Raw genomic sequence first — 22,215 nt, 5'->3', positions numbered from 1 at the left:
TTTTTTAGTAAACAGTTCATGAATTAAACTTGCTCATCACTAAAGCGCAAATAAACATAGCATAGTTTTTTTCTCAAAAAACAAAGCTTATTTACTTAATTGAATGTAAGTACTCATAGGCCCCTTTTTCATTACTCTCCAGCTTAATAACTGCATCCGTTTCGTCATTTAGTGTCAAATTAAATATTATCCCATTCTCATAAGAAATTTGATGGCCCATTCGGAACTCAGAATCAAGTGACTCAAAAATAATAAATTTTCCCTCGCTATTTGAAGCGATATAGTAAGTATTGTTCCGATGAACATATCTAATTGTATACATCAACATGTAAATCCCATCTCAAATCAATTATGCTTTTTCTTAAAAATAAAAAGACCCACTTTCACTTTTCATTAAAAAGTCCTAATGGAAAAGACGCTTAAACCTAAAATAAGAAGCAGTTACTTGATCATATTTCCTACTTAGTAACGTCTATACAACCTCAACGCGAATTAAGATAAATAATTATTTAATTCAAACTATTAAAAAATGAACTCCTCCCTTTTACTTTATAAAATCAATTATTTGGCTTTTCACAACTTATACTATTAAATTGATATTACAGAAATACTTAATAATAAGAAACCCCACCATTAGTCGATAGTTAGCAGGGTACATGGTAAAAAATTTGCTTTCATGAGGTTATTTCAATTTATAATTTTTTAAAAAATTTATTTATTTTTAAATAACTTATCAGTCGTATTTCTATCAATTTTACTACGATGTCCATTTTCAAAGTATCGATCGACATGACATAGTTTTGTTTTGGTATCACAGAACACACCATTTGAGAGTGTAAATGCTGAAGTATCAAAATCGCCTTGAGAGAAAGCCTTATTCGCCTTATAAGGACCTAAGTATTTAGTTGTAAGTTTTTTTGAGATACCTTTTTTGTCTGCGCATATGTATTTGTCACAAATTACACCCTTTTGAGGTGAAAATACACCAGAGTTGTTTTTTGCCATCGCTACTGAGCTAAACATGAAGCAACCACATCCAATGACACTAAGTAAAATTTTAGAAATTTTCATTTTTAGAACCGAATAAAATTATTAATTGTTAAGGCATTATATAAATTAGAAGCTTGCCAGAAAATCTCTACCAGCCTATAAATAACAAAAAGCCCACCATTCAATGCCTTTTTAAATAACTTATGCATCATCTGCACATCCTTCTCGATCCCAAACAGATAACAATAGTGTTTATGTCATCTAATACCCAACATAATTGCCCTAGAACTACTTTATTTTAAGGTGTCCTGTGCTAAGTTATTTAAAGATTGAATCTTATAGAACCATTCAACAATAATGTTCAAGAATAAGGAAATAACGTATATGAGCCATTTTCAGTTTCAAACCGTTCCAAATATCATTTCTGACTTAGGTTCTATACAAGAATTACAAAATGTTTTGTCTTCAAAAACTTACCGTAAGTTATTGCTAGTCACCGATGCAGGCATGATCAAAAATCAATTACATCTAACCATTCTTCAAATTTTAGATACGCTCAATATTGAATATGACATTTATGCAGATGTTCAGGCTGACCCACCAGAACAAGTCGTTTTAGATGCAGCTAACTATGCAAAACAGCAAAATGTAGATGCCATTATTGGCTTTGGTGGTGGTAGTTCTTTAGATGTTGCAAAAGTAATCGCTTTACTCGCCCACCCCGACCAGACTCAAAGTTTGCAAGATATGTATGGCGTAAACCAAGTCACCACAGCTCGCCTTCCGCTTATTTTAATTCCAACGACGGCGGGTACAGGTTCAGAAGTAACACCTATTTCAATTGTGACTACTGGCGAGACAACAAAAATGGGGATTGTCTCTCCAGTACTGTACGCAGACACTGCGATTCTTGATGCTACTTTTACTCAAAACCTTCCAGCGCTTATTACTGCTGCAATAGGTATCGATGCGATGGTACATGCCATTGAGGCATATACCTCTAAACATAAGAAAAATATTTATACCGATATTTTAGCTAAGAATGCTTTGAAGCTACTAAACCATAACTTACCGAAAGTTCTTAAAGATGGTAATGATTTAGAAGCACGTCAAAACATGCTTTTTGGTTCAATGCTGGCAGGTCAAGCATTTGCAAACTCGCCCGTTGCGGCTGTACATGCTTTAGCTTATCCACTGGGTGGGCATTTTCATTTATCGCATGGACATACCAATGCCTTAGTTCTGGTTGAAGTTTTAAAATTTAATGCGCCGAATGCAAAAAAATACTATGCGGAACTTATGCAATGGTTAGACCCATATAGCAATGGCAGCACTGATGGCTTGTGTGATCTGTTCATTGACCATATGCAGAACCACTTAGACCGTAGTGGCTTGACCTTAAAACTTAGAGATTTGGGTATTGATGAGTCGAGTTTACCTCGGCTTGCTCAAGATGCCATGTTGCAAACTCGCTTACTACAAAATAACCCACGAGACATGACAGAAGCCGCTGCTTTGGCAATTTATCAGGCGATTCATTAATGACTAAACCAGTTTTAAAAAACCGAGATCAATTTAAGTTCTTTTTAGACATTCAAACGCGTTGGGCAGATAATGATATTTACGGTCATGTGAATAATGTGACTTACTATAGCTACTTCGATACAGCCGCCAATGCTTTACTCATTCAAAAAACAGGTTTTGATATTCATGAAGCAAAATCAATTGGGTTAGTGGTTGATTCAGCCTGTAGCTTTTTACAAGAGTTATCATTTCCAGAAATTATTCAGGTAGGTGTGGCGATTGGTAAAATCGGTACGACTTCACTACGTTACGAATTAGCGATCTTTAAACAAGGTCAAGATCAAGCCTCAGCTCAAGGTCATTTTGTACATGTGTTTGTAGATCGCGAAACGCGTAAGACTGTGCCCATTTCTGAGTCAGTTCGTGAAGCTTTAAAAAGTTATTTATTATGAAAAATGGGGCAAAAAGAAAATGATCTGTTCTTTTTGCCCACCTAAAATTACATCATTGCAGGGTCACTAAAAGAGTCTTCACCCGTTTCGACCCGACCAGCAAAACGTCGATAATAATACGGATCACTCTGACTAGTTACTTCAAAATCATACCAATGCCCGACGTCAGCCAAAGCCCAATGTTGTTTAACAACCTGTCCTGCTTTTACAGTAAGTTGTAATGGCGCATCTTGTCGATATGCACAAGGTTTTACCGTCAATATTGCATCCTTGGTTCCTTCATTCATAAGTTCGACATAAACATCACCATTGGCAATGTCATAACAGACGCGAACTTCAGGTTTAACGCCACTATCAACAATGCGTTGAGCATCTCCTTTGAAGTGACGATGATAGCCATTTGGACCAAGTACCCAGATCATAACGACCTAGGTTATCTTTTAAAGCATCCCATTCATCATCTAAAGTTTTATTCGGCTCGACAATATAACGCTTTGGAATACGGTCTAAGTTGAGCTTGTCATAAACATGAAAAACCGCAGCTTGCGTACCTGTATTAGAGAATATTAATTGTACCTTACCGTCCGCTTTACAGCGTGCACTGGTATGCAATTCGTAAGGTAGCGCACGCGACAAACGTATGCCACTTTGCTGAATCGGTAACTTAATATCCGTAGGCACAGGAACAGCTGGCAAAGCTTCTTGATTTTCTCTTAATGCATCTGCCTGCACACGTGTTTGTTTACCATCAAGCTGCGGTAAAGCATCTGCATTTGGTGTTTTAAAGTTAAATGCACTGGTCAAATCACCACACACTGCACGGCGGTACGCACTAATATTCGGCTCTTTTACACCGAAACGTTTTTCTAAAAACATGAGCACGGACGTATGGTCAAACACTTGCGAGTTTACCCAACCACCACGGCTCCACGGAGAAATCACATATAAAGGAACACGCGGGCCCGGACCATAAACACGACCATCAGGTGTAGGCTGAGAATGGCTTCCTTCAGGCGCAGCGTGGTCAAAATATTCATCCTGCATATCGGCACTGCTTAATGTCGATTTGCCAGCATACTGACCATTTGCAAGTCGTGATGGCGCAGATGGTGACGGTACATGGTCAAAGTAACCATCATTTTCATCGAAGTTAATAAGCAGTGCTGTTTTACTCCAGACTTCTGGCACAGCAGTTAATGCATCAATAATTTCTTGAATAAACCATGCCCCTTGAACTGGACTTGAAGGATCTGGATGTTCACAGTAAATTGATGGCGCATTAATCCAAGAGACTTGCGGTAATTTACCCTCACGAATATCTCTTTTAAAAGCGTCAAGGTATTCTTCAGGTTTATTGCCTGGTAGTGTATTTGCAATGCCTTTATAGAGTGGATTTTTGGCATTATCCGTTGCAGCATCATAGGCTTTATACGGTAGTTTTTGGCCCGTATCGGCATACGGTTTATTCGGTTCGCCACCACTTGCAACTGGGTAGCCAGAAGCAATGTTTGCCTTTCTAAAGGAACGAAATGCACCAAGCATATTATCGCCCCATTCATCCGGCATATTTTGATAACAAATCCAGCTTACCCCTGCTTCTTCTAAACGCTCGGCATAGGTCTTCCATGTATAACCGCGATCTGCCGTAGCGGGGTTACCATCAATCCAGTCCCATTCATTGTTTACAAATGAACGCTTGGTCGGCGTTGCCCCATTTGTACCCGTTAAATGAAAAGATCGGTTCGCATCTGTTCCGGTGTGCATGGAACAATGGTAGGCATCACAAATCGTAAAAGCATTGGCAAGTGCAAACTGATATGGAATTTCTTTTTCTTTAAAATAGCCCATAGATATGTCGGTCTTATAAGTTGGCCAATTCGCCATACGGCCATTGTCCCAAGCTAACTGACTGTCATTCCATGTATGCGGTGTGCCATCTGCACGCTGTGCATTGTTGGCTGTACCGTCTAAATGAAAAGGCGTTAAAACTTGCCCATTGCGTCTAAGCTGTTCCCAAACCTTACGACCATTTGGCAAAGGAATTGTAAAGCGGTCAGCAAAACCTCGAACACCTTTTAACGTACCAAAGTAATGATCAAAAGATCGGTTTTCCTGCATTAAAATAATAACGTGTTCAATATCTTGAATAGTACCCGTTTTATTATTTGCAGGAATTGCTAAAGCTTTTTGAATACTAGATGGAAAAGCTGCCAATGCCGCAGCACCAAAACCCATATTTAAAGAGTAATTTAAAAATTTACGACGTGTAATCATGATCAGGTTCTTTTTATTATTTAAGTTTAAGGAGCACAGCGCATTACAGGCTTTTTACCTGTCTCTGGTGTATTTGAATTATCATTTGATGAGTCGTTACAACCACTCAGCAGAATGGCGCCGATCAATAAAAAATAAGAATATTTAAAGGAAGTTGTTCCTGTGCATTGCCTTTTCATGACGATATATAGTCCATTTAAAATCTAAAATGGCTAACATAGAAAAGTACAATGACAGTGGCGTGACTTGAATATTTCAATCCAGTGAAAAATATGAAAATTCGATTATTTCCACATTTCTCACCAGATCAAAATTTATGTAAATTTATGGCTTTAATTGAATATTTTGGAGTTCGCCATCAAAAGTTTCTATGAGGCTTTTTATAACGGGTTGTTGCTGTAATAACTCTGTCGTTCTATGGAAAGCTTTTTCTTTACGAATGCTTTGCATGACATAAGGTGTAGATGCATTAACTGCACCATACTCAACCGTAAATTGTGTATTCGGCCATTGCTGGTTTAATGCATCAATGAGGCCTTGTTGTAACTGGGTCAACATATTTTCATATTCTTGAGGAATATGGAAAACCGTGTTACCACCAATTTCACCAGTCATCACTCCATGTTGAGCAAGTTCTTGGACGGCTGGAGAAAGCTGGCTGTTTCTAAACCAGTATTCCCATTTTTCAAGTGTCCACTCACCTTCCAAAACTTGAGCAGAAAGCTTCAAAATATCCTGAGGCATCATCAACTGCCCGTTATCAGTTGCGCTAGATTCTTCTACAGCTGTAGCAGTTTCAACAACCACTTCGGGTTGCACCAAAGGTTGCTGCTCAATAATAGGTTCAGAAACCAAGTCATGAGTTACAGGTGCATCCTGACCAAGAGAAAACTCGGTATCAGATGTTTCAAACAAACCTTGCGGCTCAGCCGTAAAAGTTGGCTCTGGTTCAATTTGTCTAGCTTGGTTTTCAGCCTGAACTTGTACTGCCTTTTGTTCTGGCACGGGAATGAAATCTTCTTCCAGAACACTAACAGTCTCTTGAACAACTGCTGACTCAAGCCCAATCAGCTCATGATGATTTGGATCAAATACCATTAAATCCTGATTAGACTGAGGTTCAGGTTCAGGTTCAGGTTCAGGTTCAGGTTCAGGTTCAGGTTCAGGTTCAGGTTCAGGTTCAGGTTCAACCATAACGGGTTGATTAATAACTTCAACCGGCTGAACAGTACTTATAGGAGCAATCTCTTGAGCTGTTTGCTGTGCTTGCGAATTTAAATCTACTTCTGCTTGTCCATTTTGTTGAACAGGCTCTGAAACTAAAATTTCATTAGGAGCTAAAGGACGGAAAGCCAATAAGCGTAAAATACACATTTCAAAACCTTGCTCTTGCGTTACGGCAAGTTGCAAGTCTGAACGACCTTTACATGCGATTTGGTAATAAAGCTGCAAATCTTGAGCAGAAATCAGCTTAGACAGCTGCATGATTTTGCGATTGATTTCATCGCTATATTTCAAACTCAAATCAGGTAGATATTGCAAAATTGCCAATTCATGCAATGTTGAAATGAGCTGGTCAAGCACCAATGAAACATCTAGCGCTTGATGTCTAAATTGCAATAAAAGCTGACTCACTTTTTCACGTTGGTTTTGATGAACCGCTAAAATCAAATCATAAATAATTGTACGGTCAATCAAACCAAGCATTTCTTTAACATCTTGGTGATGTACCGCACCCTGACCATAAGCAATGGCTTGGTCAGTTAAAGATAATGCATCACGCAGTGAACCTTGGGCAGATTCGGCAATTTGCCAAATTGCATCTTGATCGGCATTAATTTGCTCTTTTTTAAGAATAGCGCCCAGGTGTTTGGTAATTTCATCTACAGCTAAAGGTCGTAGAGTAAATTGCAGACACCGTGAAATAACCGTAATCGGTAGCTTTTGTGGGTCAGTCGTAGCAAACAGAAACTTAACATGTTCTGGTGGTTCTTCTAATGTTTTTAATAACGCATTAAAAGAATGCGTCGATAACATATGTACTTCGTCAATCAGGTAAACTTTAAAACGACCTTGCGTTGGCGCATAAGGAACGTTGTCTAAAAGTTCACGTGTATCTTCTACTTTTGTTCTTGAAGCAGCATCAATTTCAATCAGATCAATAAAACGACCTTCATTTACCGCCTTGCAGGTTGCACAGACTTCACATGGCGTAGAAGTCACACCTGTTTCACAGTTCAAACACTTGGCTAAAATACGGGCGATTGTAGTTTTACCTACACCACGCGTTCCTGTAAATAAATAAGCATGATGAAGACGACCGCGTTCCAATGCACTACTTAATGCACGAGAAACATGGTTTTGCCCCACTAACTCATTGAAATTACGTGGACGGTATTTTCTAGCAAGTACTTGATACATGTATGCTCCTTGTTACAGGCATAAGCATACTTTGTTTTTAAAAGAGTGTGAACGCATAAAGCTCATATCCGTACAGATAAACTGCGAACCACTCTCTTTTTCAAAGCCAGAAGTGTTTATTTGCCTAAGGATGATCATGATGAAGCTCTTGATCAGTTACACCTTCATCCATCGTTTGCACGAGCCCTACACCATCTTTAATTTCAGCTGAATAATTTCCTTTCTCGGTAAAAATTTGCATGATCGTATAGTGGTCTTTTTGACTTTGAGTAATGGTAAAGAAATTCTGGTTCGGATCGCCTTGGTCAAATCTACCGGTCCACCGAACAATATCTTGGTCAACAGGTTCAATCTCTACAATTTTACCTGTGCGATTAATGCCATATTCCAACATTTGAAACTTAACAGTGTCACCCGCTTTTTTAAGCTCAATCACATTTGGATCATATTTAATGACCATACCTTTCGCATTTTTAAGTAGCGGAAAATTAACATTAGAAGGAAGCTGATCTTTTTCTATTTCATTAAAAAAAATCTGTTGCCTAGACAATTTTTCCTTTTCTGAGGGGCTCAAATTCAGCATATTTTGACGAGCAAATTCATTCTGACGATCTGCCACTTTTGGCCCATACTCTTGTCGACTTTCTAAAGGCGACGTTAAAGCAGAAGAGCTTTGCTGTGAAAAAGCAAACCAGATTAAAACTGCTAACGCCACACAAGCGATAGCAGTTCCTATTAACAATTTATTTTTCTTCATTATTTACAGCTAAAAATAGAGATTAGTTATATAGAGAAATTTTTTGTGCGTTCAGGTTAATCACACTAACCGCATCAATTTTTCCTTCTACACCTAAACGTACACCATATTTAGGGTTATATAGATACGGGCTAGAATAGAAATTAATATTATTACCACCCATTGCGGTACTTCCTAACGGATGAGCAAAACCTGAGCCAATATTGGTTGAACCATTATGGTACAAGCCAAGATTGTGCCCGACTTCATGGCGCATGGCCGCGAAAGAACAACCTGCAATATCATTTGCTCCAATCATGTTATATGCCGAAGCATTGATCCAAGCCCAACCACAACCGCCATCGCCCGGCTCATTACCTTGATAATAAAGACCGTCTGCCAATACACGTTTACGCTCATTTTGTACCGTCGTGTCATCTCGTCCAGTCGAGATCGCTTCTTTTAAAGTGGTAGCAGGGATTTTATAAGTTAAATAGCCCACATCTCTTAAGTAAAAACGCGCATTTGAATTTTCAGCGGTTAAGTTTGTTAGATTTACGCCTTCAATCATTCTAAGTTTTGCAGCGCTCTCTCCTAAAATTGCATTTACTTCTGGACTAGAAACTAACAACATATCAATTGTATAACTATCTACTGTCCAGCCTTGAGCAGTGTAAATAAAACGACGATTTTCACCATTTTTAATTGCAGTAGACAAGCCATTAGCAGCATTAATATAGGTGTTTGCCGATGCATTCGACACAATAACCACCTTATCCCCGACTTGAGCTTGAGCTGGTAGGTGCAAGGTCGGCTGCCAATTTGATGTAGACAGTTTCACCTTTAAAGTGGGCTGAGTCATATTCGGTAAAGTTGCAGGGATTGTTGCCGTTGAATCAATGACCTTTGTTGGTGAAGAGATCAGCTGCCAATAGCCTTTATCACTTACATACATAAACTCATATTGATCGCCTGTTTTAAGCGTTAAAGTCGCTTGGCTATTAACATTGGTATTATTAATCTTTGCTGACCAAGTCGCTGTAGACTTGATAATAACTCTATCCCGATCGCTTGCAGTGGTAGGCAAAGTGAAATTCGAGACCCAGTTCCCATCTCCAAATGCAATTTCGGTAAGTGGACTACTTACCGCGGCTAAAGATGCTCCGATTTGCTGAACATTTAGCTTCTGAGGTTTTATATACTCTGGAACCCATTTTCCTAAAGCAGAATAATATTTAAACCAATATTCAGAGCCATTTTTTAATATAAAACTGCTCGGGAATAGTAAATTTGTTTTATCAATCTCTGAGCGTGCACTTGCTGTAGAAACAACTTGTACGGTTGTTCCGTCACGTACATCACTCGGTAATGCAATGGTTTGTGTCCATTTGTCATTTTGAATGAGTACTTTTTGCATTGATGCGGTTGTTAAAGGTACGACCTCATAGTTAGTACCATTGGTAGGACTAACCGTCGCTAACTGAGCAATCCATTTATTTTGACTGCTATTAAAGATGAATTGATAAACATCTCCACTATTTATCTTCAACACTTCTAACGGAATATTCGTATTAGAAGTATCTAAATAACTACTATAAGCAGCACTAGAACGAATTGTAATTTTGTCCGAATTATTAGCACTTGCTGGTAAAGAGAGATTTTTGACCCAATTCCCATTTGCTAAAGAAAATTCTAAATCTGAATAACCAGATGGTATTGATCCACTATTATTATTCTGATTTGGTGAAAGTACAGTTGCGGCATACACAAGTGAAGACGCAACAATTGCTCCAATAATAAGTGATGTTTTTAATTTAAAATTCACAGCGGCCTCTTTTATTTGTTTTTAGATTTTCGAATAGCAGGTTAACAAACCATTTTTTTACAGTCAATTTTCGATAAATCAATTTTTCATTAAATTTCAATTACATGAATATTGAATCATTTTGAAATAAAAACATGAAATTTATTAAAGAATGGGTTGTTTATGAGAATTAAATAACTAAATTTATTATAAAGAAAATATTAAAAAAGACATTTGAGGGTAAAAAGAAAGATAAATCTCTCTTTTTACCCTTTATTTTAGTTTGCATTCTTAGGAAAGCTAAACCAGACAAATACAGTTAAAAGGAAGAAACAAATAGCTGAAATAGTGAGTACCCAACTATGTGCATAGCTAAAAGCTTGCTGAGCAACTGCAATTAATTGCCCTCCCAAATGGCTTTCAAGGTTAGAAGCTAATTGCATGGTTTCACCAATCGAGATACTCGCTTTTTCAATTAAGTTCGATGGAAGCTCTGCTGGTAAAATAATTGAGCGGCTATAAAACCAAGACAACATTAACCCAAAAATAGCGACGCCTAAACCAGCTCCAAGTTCATAGGCCATACCTTCAATCGCACCTGCTGCACTTGCTTTTTGTGGTGGAACAGATGACATAATCGCAGCAGTTGAAGCCAGTAAGGCAATCTCAATACTAAAGCCTAAAAAGACCATACACGTCCACGCTAAAAAGTGATCGGTCGAAAAGTTAAGCTGGGCAAGCCCCCATAGACTAAATCCACTTATTAAAATACCAACAGTAGATACAAGTCTAAGCCCCCACTTATTCAAGCAAATACCAGCTAATGGACCACCTAAACTAATTGCAATCATGAATGGAATAATAAACATGGCTGCCTGTAATGGAGAAAACCCATGCACAAACTGCAACTCTTGAGACAAGAGTAATTCAAAGCCAACCAAAGCAATCATGGAAACAACTGCCATCACAATGCTGGTAGAAATCACTGGATGTTTAAACAATTCCAGATCAATCATTGGCGTGGTCGTTCTTTTTTGGCTTCGAATGAAGTGAATTAAAGTACTTATACCCACCACAAACATCACGACTGTAAGTACCGAGAAGTTGTACATCGCCGATTTGATTGAATAGATGAGGCTTAAAATTGCCACGACTAAAATTAAAGCTTGCCCTAAGTTAATTGGCTGATCAGTTTTCTCTTGTTGTTTTGGAATGATCATCGTAATCATGACTAGAACGACTAAAATAATCGGAATGTTAATGAGGAATACAGCTCCCCAATGGAAGTGTTCTAGTACAAAACCACCAACCAATGGACCAAAAGCTGCTCCGCCACCACCCACTGTAGACCACAGACCGAGTGCAAAATTTCTCTGCTTTTCTTCGGTAAAGGCATTACGTATACCTGATAAAGTGGCAGGAATAAGCATCGCTGCCCCTAAACCTAAAACTGCTCGGGAAGCAATTAAGGCGTAAGCTGTTGGAGAAAAAGCCGCAGCCAAGGAACCGACTCCAAAAATTGCAGTTCCAATAAATAATAATTTTTTAAAGCCAATACGATCACCAAGTGCACCCATCGGCAAAATCAAACCCGCCATAATCAGTGAATAAATATCAATGACCCATAAAAGCTGATTGGCAGTTAAATTCAATGCTGCACTTAAAGACGGTGTTGCAACATGCATCACCGTTGCATCAATCGTAACTGGTAAATAAATAAGGACGATAATTGTCAGGATTAACCATTTTTTTTGCATAACGCTCTTCAATATCCAAAACTTGGACATGTGTTCAAATCATGGTTATTATATACACAATTGGACACTTGTCCAACTTTTAGTTTTAATGTAATTTGTGTCGAATTCAGTCAGGTGAAAGAAACATGGCCTATCTTAATCGCGATCAACGCAGAGAAATGATTCTGCAAGCTGCCATGCAAGTTGCTTTGGCTGAAGGTTTTACAGCCATGACGGTACGCCGAATCGCAACAGAAGCACAAACATCAACTGGACAAGTTCACCACCACTTTTCTTCAGCATCTCATTTAAAAGCTGAAGCTTTTTTAAAGCTCATGGAACAACTTGATGAAATTGAACAAGCCCTAAAAACCACTAGCCAATTTCAAAGGCTATTCATTTTGTTAGGTGCAGAAAATATCGACAGACTTCAGCCTTATTTACGATTATGGAATGAGGCTGAACTCTTGATTGAACAAGATGCGGAAATACGAAAGGCGTATAACCTTGCCATGCAGAGTTGGCATGAATCTATTGTGCAAGCAATTGAATGTGGCAAGAAAGAAGGTGAATTTAAAAATACATCTAATTCAACAGACATAGCTTGGCGGCTCATTGCCTTTGTATGTGGATTAGAAGGTATTTATCAACTTGGTTTACAAGGTTTAGCTGAAGAAGACTTTAAGCGTCATACCGAAGCAATTATTCGTCTAGAATTATTATAAATATAGAAGCTGGCATTAATTAAAATACCAGCCTTAAAACACTAAAATTAGAACCAACCTTTACGGCCTTTTAAAATTTGGTCAGTGCAACGCAAGGCTTCTTGAGTAAGCCCCCACAAACGGTAATCACCCGTGATTGAACCAATTTGAAAGTTATGAGTATAGGCAAAACTCAGGTCACGCTCAGGATCGCACCATGCGCCTGAACCATTGTAACCAATATGTCCAAATCCATTTTTAGCGCGTTTACCCATCGTAATAATGCGGTGATATCCTAAGCGCCAATTCATCGGAATTGGCATAACACGATCACGTGCATAACTTTGAATGGTACTGAGTTCTTTAAATACTTCTGGGCGAATGAGTTGTTGTCCATTCCATTCGCCTTGATTTGCTAGCATCGCATAAATTTTAGCAAGACTATTTGCAGTAAATGTACCGTTTGCTGCTGGAATAACTGCTTGTAATCCCTCATCACTAAAGAAACTAAAATTCTTCATTCCTTTTGGAATCATGGCATCCTGAAAATCTTGCGGGTCTTGTCCAGTCCAAGTAATCATTTTTTCAGAAAGTGAACTTTTGCGCGGCTGAGGTTTGTTAGGTTTTTCAGCTTGAGTAGGTGCTGGTTTTTCTGATTTTGGTTGAATAATTAATCGTGCTACTCGATCCAGTTCGCTTGCAGGTGTACCAAAATAAGCACCGTCTAACTGCAACGGTTCAACGAGATATTTTTGCATGAGCTGATCTAAAGATTGACCAGTTGCTTTTTCAAGCACGCCACCGACAAGCCAACCAAATGTTAAGGCTTGATATGCATTGCCCTGTCCTGCAAGGAATCTTGGCTTGGTGGCTGCCATCACATCTAACATATGTGACCAGTCCAGCATTTCCCTCGCACTTTCAATAATATTTCGAATATCAAACATACCACTTTGATGACTCAGCACATGCCGTAAAGTGATTTGCTCTTTACCATTTTGAGCAAACTCAGGCCAATAAGTCGCAATTGGTTTATCGTATTCTAAAAAACCTTCACTGACTAAAATATGCGCTAAGGTTGCAAGTACGCCTTTACCTGTAGAGTAGCAAACTGCCAAAGTATCGGGTTGCCAAGCTTCAGTTTGTGATTTGAGACCTGTATAAATATCTACAACTTTCTGGCCTCTAAAATAAACCGCTAATGCAGCTCCACCTTGTCCTGTTCTAGCGTCTTGAAGACGGCTAAATTGGTGGGCTAAATCAATAAAACGTTCATCTAAAATACCGTGATAGTTATGGGTATCGGCCAGTAAAATTTCTTTAATCACATGAAGTTCCTTGCATTTTTTGTTATTTTGCTCAAAAGCAGCCCAAACCTCTGTTCAGGCTGCTGATATTTTTATAATGTTTTTACAGTTCCTGCAACATGCGGTTTTTTCGATTTTGCATTACGTATCAAAAAGTCAGTCTTTTTGTCTGTATTAGCAGTTAAAAACTCAACTTTTGACGGTAAGAACATTGGTAGCTTAAACCAGACATCTGCTTCATAAGCATTAGGTAACTCAAGATTCGCTAATGCTTTAGCCTTGCTCCACATACCATGCGCAATGGCCTGTTTAAAGCCAAATGCTTTTGCTGTAATGGCATGAATATGAATTAAGTTAAAATCACCAGACACTTTCGCATAACGGCGGCCTGTGTTTTCTAAAATATCCCACTCTGCCTTTGGAACATAAGCTGGCGCTTGTTCTTCTTTAGCTTTCTCACCTACTCTTTTCTCGACTTTTTGGCGAGATAAATAAGTCGTTAAACCTTCCATCACTACTTCATTGCCAACTTTTGCCGTAGTAATAAAGTCAAACTGAACACCTTTATCATGCGGTTTTAGTTCCCCAAATTTACATGACAGAGTGAGTTTTTCAGTTACACCAATTGGTCTGGTTTGTTTAATCTGGTTACGGATATGGACTAAACCTAAAATTGGAAATGGAAAGGCTTCTGCTGTCATCATGTGCATTTGTAAACTTTGAGAAAGCACAGCCAAATAAATTGCCGGTACAAAACCATTATTTTGGAAGCCACATACTTCGTTATAAGCTTTGAGATGGCTCTGATCAATTTCAAGACGGTCTACCACATATTCAACTTGTGGCAAGATTTTTGGCCCCTGAGGCTTTTTAAAAATTAAGCCTTGTACTACTTTTGGATAAGCCAATGCCGCTTTTGGTAGTTGGCTAAAATGACGAGTATTCATACCTAACCTTTTATAATTTATAGATTCTTGAATAAAAAAGGGATGCACAAGCACCCCTATTTAGCTAAAAGTGCTTAAGCGCCCAACAAGCTTTGACCACACACACGTACAACGTTACCGTTTACACCAGTAGACGCAGTTGATGCAAACCATGCAATTGTTTCTGCTACATCAACAGGTAAACCACCTTGTTGCATTGAATTCATACGGCGACCAGCTTCACGAATTGCAAATGGAATTGCCGCAGTCATTTGAGTCTCGATAAAGCCAGGTGCTACTGCGTTAATGGTAATACCATTTTTTAAGATAGGCGCAGTAAATTTCACTAGACCAATCACACCAGCTTTTGACGCAGCATAGTTGGTTTGACCAAGGTTACCAGCAATACCACTAATTGATGATACACAAACAATGCGGCCATTTGCATTTAGACCATCGTTTTCTAACAAGTAGTCATTTACACGTTCAGCAGCAGACAAGTTAATGTTAATTACCAAGTCCCAAAGCTCTGGCTTCATGTTTGCCAAAGTTTTGTCACGAGTAATACCTGCATTATGAACGATAATATCTAAACCGCCTTGTTTTGCCGCAGCAGTTTTAATTTTTTCGCCTGCATCGGCAGCAGTAATGTCAATTGCCAATGTAGAACCACCAATGTCAGCAGCTACACGGTCAAGGTCAGCTTGTTGTTGTGGTACATCTAAACAAATAACATGAGCGCCATCACGCGCCAACACATGTGCAATTGCTTCACCAATACCACGGCTCGCACCAGTTACCAATGCAGTTTTACCAGCAAGTGGTTTTGCCCAATCAACATCAACTACATCTGCTTTAGATACACGAATTACTTGACCAGACACATAAGCTGAACGTGGAGAAAGCAAGAAACGTAAAGTTGATTCAAGGTTTGCAGCAGCACCTTCGTCTACATAAACAACTTGTGCAGTAATACCCTTTTTAAACTCTTTACCTACAGATTTGATAAAACCTTCAAGTGCACGCTGAGCAATCGCCTGTTTTACAGTTTTTGCAGTTTCAGGCGTTGTACCAATCACAATTACACGACCAGAAGTTGCAACTTGACGTGCAATCGGATTAAAGAATTTATAAAGTTCGTTTAACTGTTCTGAGTTTTGAATACCAGAAGCATCAAATACTACTGCTTTGAATTTTGATTCTTTGTCGCCTGCATTGAATGGGCGTAAATTTAAACCAACTTTTGCAGCTTCTTGCTGTAATGCTACATTGTTGCCTACATAACTGTCAGCATGAATATTGCTAAGTACTTGTGCAATCGCACCAGACAATACACTTGATGGCGCTGCGCCAACCAATACTGCACCATTCACTACTGGCTGAGCACTTTCAAAACGCTCTAATGCAACTGGCGATGGTAAACCCAAATTTTTAACAACGAATTTACCAATAGGAGATTGTGTAAATGCTTGGTATTGATCAGTCATGATTATTATCTCTCAAAGAAATGAATTTTCTACGACAGGTTTCATTATGTTATGAGATGGACAGAAACAATATGAAATCAGTCGTTCATTAGAGTTACTCCAAATCATACTTGAGTTCATCTTTGGATGTCTTGACCTGAATGCTATCTACAATGTCATTCTAGTCAATACAGGTCTATTTGAATTGTGTTAAGGTAGCTTACAAGAATATCGTTATTATGCTTGGAAAAGCCTTATGAGCAAAACAACTCAAGAAAATCCAGCAGTCGAGAATTCTGCTCAGGAAAAAGTGTCAAATACATCAAAGTCGGCTTCTAACACGGCTAAGCGTAACAGCACTACTCCTAAAGCAGCAACTAATACACAAAAAACGACACGTACTCGTTCAACGACTGCACCTGCACGTAACCCTCGTAGTAAGAGCGCTGCTTCAGCAACCCCGTCTACATCTTCAAATGTAGCTGCAGCACCAAAAGCAACAAAAACCAAACCGTCTGTTCAACAGGATAAAACCATGAGTCAAAACACTGTTCGCCGCGTTGCAATTATTGGTGGCAACCGTATTCCATTTGCACGTTCAAATACTGCTTATTTCAAAGCGTCTAATTCTGACATGCTGACAGCAGCATTGAATGGTTTGGTTGAACGCTTTAATTTACAAGGTAAGCGTATTGGTGAAGTTGTTGCGGGCGCTGTTTTGAAACACAGCCGTGATTTCAACATGACTCGTGAAGTTGTATTGAGCACAGATCTTGCTCCTGAAACTCCTGCTTATGACATTCAAATTGCATGTGGTACAGGTTTACAAGCAGCATTTGTCGTTGCCAACAAAATTGCACTTGGTCAAATCGATGTAGGTATTGCAGGTGGTGTAGATACAACTTCTGACGCGCCGATTGCTGTAGGTGATGGTTTACGTAAAGTTTTACTTGAGCTCAATGTTGCTAAGACTGGTAAAGACCGCCTTAAAGCTTTAACAAAAATTGATTTTAAAAAGCTTCTTGATGCACCAAGCAATGGTGAACCACGTACTGGCCTTTCAATGGGTGAGCACCAAGCAATCACTGCTTTAGAATGGGGTATTACTCGTGAAGCACAAGACGAGCTAGCTGCAAGCAGCCATCAAAAACTTGCTGCTGCTTATGAGCGTGGTTTCTTTGATGACTTAATGACTCCTTTCTTAGGTCTTAACCGTGACAACAACTTACGTGCAGACAGTACAGTTGAAAAACTTGCTAAGTTAAAACCAGTTTTCGGTAAAGGCGAAACTGCAACAATGACTGCAGGTAACTCAACTCCGTTAACTGACGGTGCTTCTGTTGTATTGCTTGCATCTGAAGAATGGGCAAAAGAAAACGGCCATGAAGTTTTAGCTTACCTTTCTTTCTCTGAAACAGCAGCTGTTGACTTCATTGGTAAGAACGGCCCTAAAGAAGGCTTATTGATGGCTCCTGCTTATGCAGTACCTCGTATGCTTAAGCGCGCTAACCTTAAACTTCAAGATTTCGATTTCTATGAAATCCATGAAGCATTTGCATCTCAAGTGTTATCTACATTGAAAGCTTGGGAAGATGAAAAATTCTGTAAAGAACGTCTTGGTTTAGATGCACCTTTAGGTTCAATTGACCGCTCTAAACTTAACGTAAATGGTTCATCTTTAGGTGCAGGTCACCCATTTGCTGCAACTGGTGGTCGTATCTTGGCTACTGCTGCGAAATTGATTAATCAAAAAGGTTCAGGTCGTGCATTAATCTCGATCTGTACAGCAGGTGGTGAAGGCGTTGTAGCAATCGTAGAGAAATAATTTTACGATTCACCCAAAAAAGCACCCTGATGGGTGCTTTTTTACTTTAACTAGTTAATTTTAATGAAGTGATGCAGCTTTAGCATTTGGGAAAAACTTATCTTCAATATGGTCATAGCACCACTGGAAAATAAAGGTATAAACCAAAATACATAAGGTTAAGCCAATATCTAAAATAAATGCATCGATCACTGTCATCTGCATCATATATGCAATCATTGGAACAGTCGCAATCAGCAAACCACCCTCAAAACCAATCGCATGTAAAATCCGCACAGGGATCGTTCTGTCCCAATTATATTTATGCTCTACTTTTTCGAAATAGTGGTTAAAAATCATATTCCAGAAAACTGAAACCACTGCCATAAACACACCGAGTGTTCCGGTCACTTCCATCGGCATGTTAAAAATAAAACTTAATGCAATCGCAATGATGACCAATAAAATTCCTTCATAACTGATTGCATGAATGAGTCTTCTCTTGGAAATCAACATTTTTAAATACTCAATAATTACTTGGATAATGTGTATTTTATTTTTATAATTTTGATTAATCCAATCAGGTTCTTTCAGTTTTTTTGACAGATGAATATAAATCAAGAACAATTGCTCATGTTTCAGGCCGTGATTGAAACTGGCTCCTTTTCAGCAGCAGCACGCAAACTTGGAAAAGTTCCTTCTGCTGTAAGCATGTCTATTGCCAATTTAGAAATCGATTTGAACCTGACATTATTTGAACGTAAAGGTCGTGAACCTACCCCAACAGCTGAAGCACGAGTGCTATATGAAAAAACGGCGCAACTATTAATTGAAATGAATCAATGGAAACAACACGCCCATGCATTAAGTACTGGTCTTGAACCAAACCTCACTCTTGTTGTGGTATCTGAGCTGTTACATACCAATTGGACTGACTATGTTTGCCTGTTAGAAAGCCGCTTCCCTGACCTACAAATTAATATTGTGTCTGCCCCTCAAGAAGATGCACTTAACATGTTACTAGATGGCTCTGCCCAACTGGCCCTTATGTTTGAACGTGAGCATTTAGACAATAGAGAGCAGTTTGTAGAACTCAAACGTGAAGCTTTAATTCCTGTTATTTCAAAAACCCATCCGCTCGCAAGCCAAGAGTATGTTTCTTATGAGCAGATTTTGGGTACGAGACAAATTGTGGTGGCAAGTCGAGATGAGACGTTAAAACCCGAATTATTATTTTCAAAACACTACTGGCGTACAGACAACCACCACTCCGCATGCCTAATGATTTTACATAATTTAGGTTGGGGGGTACTGCCACAAGAAATGTTTAAAGAAAACCCTGAGTTAAACAACAAGCTAAAAGCATTAGATGTATTTGATTTTACACCGCATTTTGAATATTACGTCGACTTAGTTTGGAGCCGTGAAAATGAACTTGGTGCTGCTGCACGGTTTTTGATTGACTATATTCGCAATAAGCGAATGCAGCAGGTCCCTTAAAATAATTTCAATTTAGATGCACAACATAAACGTTTTTCTTTGAAACATAACAATTGATATATCGACAGTATGGATAGAGTTTGTGCTATAAAGAAAACATAAGATTTATTACTGAAGATGTTGAATATCAATGACTCATACAGCACTTGACCAATTAAAAACATTAACGACCGTTGTTGCTGACAGTAGCGACCTTGATGCCATTCGTAAATTTCGTCCCTTAGATGCTACAACGAATCCTTCATTAATTACGGCAGCGGCAGAACAACCAGAAAGTAAAGAGCTGATTGAAGATGCTTATTATCAAGCCAAAGAAGAAGGCTATAAAAGTGATGAGTTGATTGAAAGAACCATTGATATTTTAACCGTAAAATTTGGCGTAGAAATTTTAAAACTCATTGAAGGCCGAGTTTCAACCGAAGTTGACGCTGCCCTTTCATATGACACTGAAGCAACCATTAAAAAAGCGCATGAATTATGTGAACTTTACAAAGGTTATGGTATTGATCAGTCACGTATTTTGATTAAAATCGCGTCGACTTGGGAAGGTATTCAAGCTGCTAAGGTACTTGAAGCTGAAGGTATTGCCTGTAACCTCACGCTGCTTTTCGGTTTACACCAAGCGCAAGCGTGTGCAGATGCAAAAGTGACTTTAATCTCACCATTTGTCGGCCGTATTTTAGACTGGTACAAAAAGGCTGAAGGTGTAGACGCTTACCCAATCGAAAAAGACCCAGGTGTGGTTTCAGTTAAGAAAATCTACACTTACTACAAGCAGCAAAATATTCCAACTCAAGTGATGGGTGCGAGCTTCCGTAGCATTGATCAAGTGCTTGGCCTTGCAGGATGTGATTTGCTAACGATTTCACCGGGGCTACTTACCCAGCTTGAGCAAGATACACGTACCGTTAAAGCTGCACTTGATGAAACCCAAGCAAAACAAGCAGAGGCTATTGTTAGACCTGCTCAAGATGAACAAAGCTTTAAAGACGAACTTAATCATGACTTAATGGCATTCCAACTTTTACAAGGTGGTGTTGATGGCTTTATTAAAGCTCGTGACCAATTAAGTTTTTTATTACGTCAATCTTTTGGAATTGATGCAGAAATTAAACCTTAAAAACTGCACTTTTCATACAAAATTGCCGATTTTTGTTATTATGACAAAAATCGGTTTTTTATTGGGTTTCTTGTGTTCGGCATAACAGATATAACAACATATATTATTGGTACATTCCTAATTGTGTTATTACCCGGACCCAATTCTCTTTATGTGATGTCAATTGCTTCACGCTACGGGATTAAAACCGGATATATGGGTGCACTTGGTATTTTTACTGGTGATCTTATTTTAATGCTCTGTACCGTACTGGGTGCTGCTTCTTTATTAAAAGCATTTCCTTGGGTTTTTATTATTCTCAAGCTCGTCGGTGCACTTTATCTGTCCTATTTAGGGTTTAAGCTTTTACAAGGCAGTATTCAACGCTGGAAACTACGTAATCAACCACAACCAGAAATGGCTGATTTACCTACTTTAGATAAAATTCACCCTTATAAAACCGCCTTAAGTATTAGTTTACTTAACCCGAAAGCGATTTTATTTTTCTTATCTTTCTTTGTTCAGTTTATTAATCCAGATTACGCTTATCCAGCTTTAAGTTTTTTAATTTTAGCGGTTATTTTACAGATTATTAGCTTTAGCTATTTAACAGCGCTTATTTTCTCTGGAATTAAGCTCTCGGCATTTTTTAAACAAAACCATAAAATTGCAGCAAGTAGTATTTTCTTAGTTGGCATTTTATTTTTTGGATTTGGGTTAAAGTTGGCAACTTCAACGATGTAAGCTGCCTAGCCTATAAAGATGAACATACTGAACTTTTAAAATGCCAGCATGCCATCTGTTTTGACTTCATTGAGTACAAAGAATGTTCTAACCTGCCTTACTCCTGGTAAGGCAATAATTTTCTCACTATGAAATCGGTTAAAAGCAGCCAAATCTTTAACACGAATTTTTAGAAAATAATCGACTTCTCCAGCAACTAGATAACATTCTAAAACATTCTCCAAACCACCCGATGCCTGTTCAAACGCTTGAAAGCTATCGGGTGTTGAACGGTCTAGTACCACACCTACTAATACAATTGTTTCACGCTGTACTGTAGCAGGATTAATTCGCGCACGAACATCCAAGATTGCCCCTATTTTAAAAAGACGCTGGGTATGATTCCAACAAGATGAAGTACTTATGCCTACAAGCTTAGCCAATTCGGCGTTACTTAAGCGTCCATTTTCTTGTAAACAACGCATAATTTTCAGATCAAGCGGTGTTAAATTTTCAGCTTGTTCATCCATAAGAACAATATCCAGTATTCATTAATTTTTATGAAATGAATAATAGCATTTATAGCTATTTAAAAAATATTATTTCATTTTTAAGATAAAAAGGCTTTGTTGCATAAAGCCTTTGAAGGTAAAGTTTTCCTAAGTTGCTAAAATTTAGGTTACAACTTGGGTATGAGGTCTGCCTAATTCTGTAAATTTATTTAATACGGCTACACGTGCATGGATCTC

18 protein-coding genes and 1 pseudogene are annotated in these 22,215 nt (G+C 38.5%); 7 read left to right on the top strand and 12 right to left on the bottom strand.

Translation table 11 applies throughout. The features are described 5' to 3' along the window. Positions 1–91 precede the first annotated feature (91 nt). Both MSG95_RS07220 and MSG95_RS07215 read right to left on the bottom strand, forming a co-directional pair. The gene (locus tag MSG95_RS07220) at positions 92–322 is read right to left on the bottom strand and encodes a hypothetical protein (protein WP_031944961.1); all 231 of its coding nucleotides are present in this window, start codon (positions 320–322) and stop codon (positions 92–94) included. 389 nt (positions 323–711) lie between these two features. Next, entirely contained in the window at positions 712–1,071 is a 360-nt protein-coding gene (locus MSG95_RS07215; protein WP_190977673.1) for a YcgJ family protein, read from the bottom strand. A 303-nt stretch (positions 1,072–1,374) separates the two neighbouring features. On the opposite strand from MSG95_RS07215, the gene MSG95_RS07210 reads away from it, so the two are divergent. Together MSG95_RS07210 and MSG95_RS07205 are read left to right on the top strand one after the other, a co-directional pair. Then, on the top strand, positions 1,375–2,532 hold the full coding sequence (locus MSG95_RS07210; RefSeq protein WP_324624915.1) for an iron-containing alcohol dehydrogenase: 1,158 nt from the start codon (positions 1,375–1,377) through the stop codon (positions 2,530–2,532). Next, positions 2,532–2,966, top strand: coding sequence for an acyl-CoA thioesterase (locus MSG95_RS07205; RefSeq protein ID WP_031983137.1), 435 nt, complete (start codon positions 2,532–2,534; stop codon positions 2,964–2,966). Before MSG95_RS07210 ends, MSG95_RS07205 begins: the two co-directional genes overlap by 1 nt. Positions 2,967–3,013: 47 nt before the next feature. On the opposite strand, the pseudogene MSG95_RS07200 reads toward MSG95_RS07205, so the two are convergent. The 5 genes and pseudogenes from MSG95_RS07200 to amvA form a co-directional block, all read right to left on the bottom strand. Next, positions 3,014–5,240, bottom strand: a pseudogene (locus tag MSG95_RS07200) (phosphocholine-specific phospholipase C). A 324-nt stretch (positions 5,241–5,564) separates the two neighbouring features. Next, complete coding sequence (locus MSG95_RS07195) at positions 5,565–7,661, bottom strand: DNA polymerase III subunit gamma/tau (RefSeq protein ID WP_324645001.1); 2,097 nt, start codon at positions 7,659–7,661, stop codon at positions 5,565–5,567. Between the two features lie 124 nt (positions 7,662–7,785). Continuing rightward, positions 7,786–8,418 (bottom strand): metalloprotease secretion chaperone CpaB, encoded by a 633-nt coding sequence (gene cpaB, locus MSG95_RS07190; RefSeq protein ID WP_077166313.1) that lies wholly within the window; start codon positions 8,416–8,418, stop codon positions 7,786–7,788. A 22-nt stretch (positions 8,419–8,440) separates the two neighbouring features. Next, positions 8,441–10,222 (bottom strand): metalloendopeptidase CpaA, encoded by a 1,782-nt coding sequence (cpaA, locus tag MSG95_RS07185; RefSeq protein WP_077166312.1) that lies wholly within the window; start codon positions 10,220–10,222, stop codon positions 8,441–8,443. Between the two features lie 257 nt (positions 10,223–10,479). Further along, entirely contained in the window at positions 10,480–11,958 is a 1,479-nt protein-coding gene (gene amvA, locus MSG95_RS07180) for a multidrug efflux MFS transporter AmvA (RefSeq protein WP_077166311.1), read from the bottom strand. Positions 11,959–12,083: 125 nt separating this feature from the next. On the opposite strand from amvA, the gene MSG95_RS07175 reads away from it, so the two are divergent. Beyond that, positions 12,084–12,662 carry a TetR family transcriptional regulator gene (locus tag MSG95_RS07175; RefSeq protein WP_019458679.1) on the top strand — a complete coding sequence of 193 codons (579 nt, stop codon included), beginning with the start codon at positions 12,084–12,086 and terminating at the stop codon, positions 12,660–12,662. A 47-nt stretch (positions 12,663–12,709) separates the two neighbouring features. On the opposite strand, the gene MSG95_RS07170 is transcribed toward MSG95_RS07175, so the two are convergent. From MSG95_RS07170 to MSG95_RS07160, 3 genes are all read right to left on the bottom strand, one after another. Then, positions 12,710–13,969 carry a serine hydrolase domain-containing protein gene (locus tag MSG95_RS07170; RefSeq protein ID WP_077166310.1) on the bottom strand — a complete coding sequence of 420 codons (1,260 nt, stop codon included), beginning with the start codon at positions 13,967–13,969 and terminating at the stop codon, positions 12,710–12,712. A 71-nt stretch (positions 13,970–14,040) separates the two neighbouring features. Continuing rightward, on the bottom strand, positions 14,041–14,895 hold the full coding sequence (locus tag MSG95_RS07165; RefSeq protein WP_077166309.1) for a MaoC family dehydratase: 855 nt from the start codon (positions 14,893–14,895) through the stop codon (positions 14,041–14,043). Positions 14,896–14,969: 74 nt separating this feature from the next. Further along, complete coding sequence (locus MSG95_RS07160) at positions 14,970–16,361, bottom strand: 3-oxoacyl-ACP reductase (RefSeq protein WP_019458676.1); 1,392 nt, start codon at positions 16,359–16,361, stop codon at positions 14,970–14,972. A 235-nt stretch (positions 16,362–16,596) separates the two neighbouring features. Here MSG95_RS07160 and MSG95_RS07155 point away from each other — a divergent pair, with 235 nt between their 5' ends. Then, on the top strand, positions 16,597–18,165 hold the full coding sequence (locus MSG95_RS07155; protein WP_077166308.1) for an acetyl-CoA C-acetyltransferase: 1,569 nt from the start codon (positions 16,597–16,599) through the stop codon (positions 18,163–18,165). Positions 18,166–18,225: 60 nt separating this feature from the next. On the opposite strand, the gene aceI is transcribed toward MSG95_RS07155, so the two are convergent. Then, positions 18,226–18,660, bottom strand: a complete 435-nt coding sequence (aceI, locus tag MSG95_RS07150; RefSeq protein WP_151819556.1) for a chlorhexidine efflux PACE transporter AceI — start codon at positions 18,658–18,660, stop codon at positions 18,226–18,228. A gap of 90 nt (positions 18,661–18,750) precedes the next feature. Between aceI and MSG95_RS07145 the strand changes: the two genes are divergently transcribed. From MSG95_RS07145 to leuE, 3 genes are all read left to right on the top strand, one after another. Next, positions 18,751–19,644: a LysR family transcriptional regulator gene (locus MSG95_RS07145; RefSeq protein WP_077166287.1), complete on the top strand. Its 894-nt coding sequence runs from the start codon at positions 18,751–18,753 to the stop codon at positions 19,642–19,644. 130 nt (positions 19,645–19,774) lie between these two features. Then, complete coding sequence (gene tal / locus MSG95_RS07140; protein ID WP_077166286.1) at positions 19,775–20,764, top strand: transaldolase; 990 nt, start codon at positions 19,775–19,777, stop codon at positions 20,762–20,764. Positions 20,765–20,836: 72 nt separating this feature from the next. Further along, positions 20,837–21,487, top strand: a complete 651-nt coding sequence (gene leuE / locus MSG95_RS07135) for a leucine efflux protein LeuE (protein WP_004701054.1) — start codon at positions 20,837–20,839, stop codon at positions 21,485–21,487. Between the two features lie 35 nt (positions 21,488–21,522). Here the strand turns inward: leuE and MSG95_RS07130 are convergent, their stop codons facing one another. Continuing rightward, the gene (locus MSG95_RS07130; RefSeq protein ID WP_004701051.1) at positions 21,523–21,996 is read right to left on the bottom strand and encodes an Lrp/AsnC family transcriptional regulator; all 474 of its coding nucleotides are present in this window, start codon (positions 21,994–21,996) and stop codon (positions 21,523–21,525) included. Between the last annotated feature and the right edge of the window lie 219 nt (positions 21,997–22,215).

Source organism: Acinetobacter sp. IK23 (assembly GCF_035615275.1).
In the GTDB taxonomy this organism is placed as follows: domain Bacteria; phylum Pseudomonadota; class Gammaproteobacteria; order Pseudomonadales; family Moraxellaceae; genus Acinetobacter; species Acinetobacter seifertii.
Note: the sequence above shows the minus strand (reverse complement) of the source record. Positions and strands in the feature narration are given on the sequence as shown.